Source organism: Candidatus Thiosymbion oneisti (assembly GCF_004359955.1).
Taxonomy (GTDB): Bacteria; Pseudomonadota; Gammaproteobacteria; order Chromatiales; family Chromatiaceae; genus Thiosymbion; species Thiosymbion oneisti.
This window is the reverse complement of record NZ_SMSC01000066.1, coordinates 1-3,076: the sequence shown is the minus strand read 5'-3', so window position 1 is coordinate 3,076 and position 3,076 is coordinate 1. Positions and strand designations below refer to the sequence as shown.

Here is a 3,076-nt window from a genome sequence, read left to right as displayed (position 1 = left end):
AATCGGTCGAAACTAGGTACTAGAGTGCGCCGGCAAAGCGGCGCGGGCGAATCGAGCTGCACCGACAGGGAATACCAGTAGTGGTTGCTTAGGAGCCCAAGCGTCAGAGTTTACCCGCGCCGCGGCGACGGCGCTTTCCCCTGGCCACAATGCCTGGTTGGGAACGGAGTCTTGCCGAATCCAAAGCGGCGGCGAGCAACTGCCGATCGTTTCCTATCAGACCGTAAGCGAAGCTCCACGCGCCTGCTAATCCGGCCGACCGTCCGCACGTGGGGCGATCAGGATCGGCACGTAGACCCAAAGGAAGAGCGCGAAGGCCAGCGTCCACAGGGTCCCGGAGGCGAGAGTCCAGGTCCCGTATTGCGCGGGAAAGAAGAGCGCCATGAAAACCCTGAACCAGGCTGCCGCATTCAGGAGGATGAAGGCAATGTTCGTAAGCATGGACGAGCGCATCGCGCGCCCCGTGTGACCGAGCGAGACCCGCGCCATCATGCCGAGGGTGAATCCCCCGAGAGCGCCGACCGTGAGGGCGTGGAACGCCGGGAACGCTGGTAAGTGACCCAGGCCGGCAAGCCCATCGAGGGCGAATCCGACAATCAACCAAATGTACCCTGCGTAGAGCACGGCAAGGATGGGTATGCTCCAGACTCGAGCGTCGTGCCAGCCGGCAAGACGCATGGCCTGAACCAACGCAAGCGATAACGCGATCGCGCCCGCGAGCTCCGACGACAGGAGCAGCAGGTTGGTGACCAACCAAAGGGAGGCGAGGGCGAAGGTGAACCGCTCCACGATGACTCGACTCCGCGGTTGAGCGCCTGCCACCCCTCGCTCCGTGAAGAACGGCATGACCCTGCCGGAGACGATCAAGAGCGTTAGCAGGGTAGCGTCGAGCATTAAGCGAATCCCTCGCGGCGCAGTATCCTGGGTAACTCCGATCGCCTGGAGGTGGACCAGTAGTGAGGCAATGGTCATGACGGCAAGCAGGGCGAGGAAGACCCGGTTGACCTTGTTCCGTCCGTGCCAAAGTGGCTGGTACAGGCTAAGCGCGAGGGCTGGGAAGAAGGCGACGTTCAAGGCCGCAACGGCAACTTCCGGCAGCGGGAGGAAGGGGGCGATGCGCCCCGCGAGCCACAGACCCGTCAACGCAGCCAGTGCGATGCCGGTAGGAGTTTCGATGCCGGTCCAGTTGCGTACCGCAGTAAGCAGAAATCCGGCGATCGCCGCGGCTGTGTAACCAAAAAGCATCTCATAAGCGTGCCAGGTGCCGCCGCTGTAGTAAGATCCGAAAGGAATCCAGGCTTCGAGCATACCGATCCACGCGGCCAGCAAGAGCAAAGCCGAGAATCCTGCGCCCAGAAAAAAGGGCCGGAATCCGAGCGCGAATAGGCTCATCCGCTGGTGGGGAATATTGACGGGTATCTCTGGCATCATCCAACTCCGTAAGCAAAAAGAAAAATGCTATCTGCGCCATGTCTGGCATGCCCTTGATTCGTGTCAATCGGGGGGTTCCCCTTTAGAGGCTGTCTAAAAACTAACCTATTGATTTTCTACTGGCATTGATTTTCGGCTGGCTCCCCACGCTCCAGCGTGGGAGCAGACCTGGTCCCGACGCAGGAGGGATCTGATGCTCCAGCGTCGATTAAGCGCCTCGGTAGGCTAACCGCCAACGCCGATCAGCACAGAGGAGTTGCGTCCGCTGGAGCGGACAAGCTGTCGTTCCCACGCTGGAGCGTAGGAACGAGCGTGAAATTTGAAGATTTTATACCCTAAAATCAGTATCTTAATTTTTAAACAGCCTTTTAGATGGTTACACACCGGAGCCTATGACGTGCGCTATCCACCCATTCTAGGCATTATCCGCCCCTCTTTTCTCCTATTGACGCCGATATGTGTGCTGCTTGGGATTGCTGTTGCGCATGCTTCGGATGCTGCCGTGGATTGGACGGCCGGTGCCGTAGCGATGATCAGTGCGGTCGCGGCTCACGTCAGCGTCAATGCGCTGAACGAGTACGAAGATTTCCGGTCGGGACTCGACCTGCGTACCGTACGCACGCCGTTCAGCGGCGGGAGCGGGACCCTGGTTGCCGGTCCCGGGCTGGCGGGAGCGGCGCGCATGATCGGGCTGGGGGCGCTGGTGCTGGCAGCCCTTTGTGCGCTGGTCCTCGTCTGGCGCGTGGGTTGGGGCCTCCTGCCTATCGCTGCCTCGGGATTGGTCCTCGTTTACTTCTACACGAGTAAGATCAGCCGCAATCGCTGGCTATGCCTGGTCGCCCCCGGACTTGGTTTTGGTCCCCTGATGGTTGTCGGTACCTACTTTTCCGTGACCGGTACCTGGTCTGGGAGTGCCTTACTCGCCTCGCTGGTTCCGTTTTTTCTTGTCAGTAATCTGCTCCTGCTGAACCAGTTTCCGGACGTGGAGGCAGACCGATCCGGGGGCAGGGATAACCTTCCCGTTGCGTTGGGATTTCAACCTAGCCTCCTTGTTTACGGACTGTTCGCAGTCCTCGCTTTCGCGAGTCTCGGTCTCGGCGTGGCGGCAGGTCTTCTGCCGCCCACGGCATTGATTGCAATGAGCACCTTGCCGATTGCCGTTGCGGTCTATCGCGGAGTGAACAGGACCATCCAGGCTGGCGGTCCCGTTACGTCGGCTCTCGTGCCGTCGCTGGCGCTGAACGCCGTGCTATGCCTTCTCACACCGGCACTTTTCAGCGTGGGGATGCTGCTTGGGCGCTAGGGGGTGTTCTCAATTAACAACTGGGTTGGGCTTAACGCTATGTTTTTCTATACATTAGAAATTGGTCACTTCATCCACTGGATGAAACGGGTAACTTAATATATCGATTAAAATCATAGTGTTATCCCTAATTGAGAACACCCCCTAGTACAGCTGCGTATAAAAACCGGAAACAAGAACCACGAATGGACACGAATGAACACGAATGCTTCCAAACCAGCACAACAAGCCCCTCTCCCGCCGGGAGAGGGGTTGGGGAGAGGGGACCGAATGGTTGTGGGCAATGTTTCCGTTAATTACGCGCAGGTGTACTAGTACCCCATTTCGCATGATTTTGCTGTA

2 protein-coding genes are annotated in these 3,076 nt (G+C 58.6%); one reads left to right on the top strand and one right to left on the bottom strand.

Going from position 1 to position 3,076, the window contains the following annotated elements; translation table 11 throughout:
* Window positions 1-246: 246 nt before the first annotated feature.
* Window positions 247-1,431 carry an NnrS family protein gene (locus E1958_RS19290; RefSeq protein ID WP_243725281.1) on the bottom strand — a complete coding sequence of 395 codons (1,185 nt, stop codon included), beginning with the start codon at window positions 1,429-1,431 and terminating at the stop codon, window positions 247-249.
* Between the two features lie 397 nt (window positions 1,432-1,828).
* Here E1958_RS19290 and E1958_RS19285 point away from each other — a divergent pair, with 397 nt between their 5' ends.
* Window positions 1,829-2,734: a prenyltransferase gene (locus E1958_RS19285; protein ID WP_165742406.1), complete on the top strand. Its 906-nt coding sequence runs from the start codon at window positions 1,829-1,831 to the stop codon at window positions 2,732-2,734.
* The last annotated feature ends 342 nt before the right edge of the window (window positions 2,735-3,076 follow it).

What these genes read in the sequence shown, in the direction of transcription:
- E1958_RS19290 (WP_243725281.1), bottom strand. Translation starts at nt 1,431, where the DNA reads ATGATGCCAGAGATACCCGTCAATATTCCCCACCAGCGGATGAGCCTA.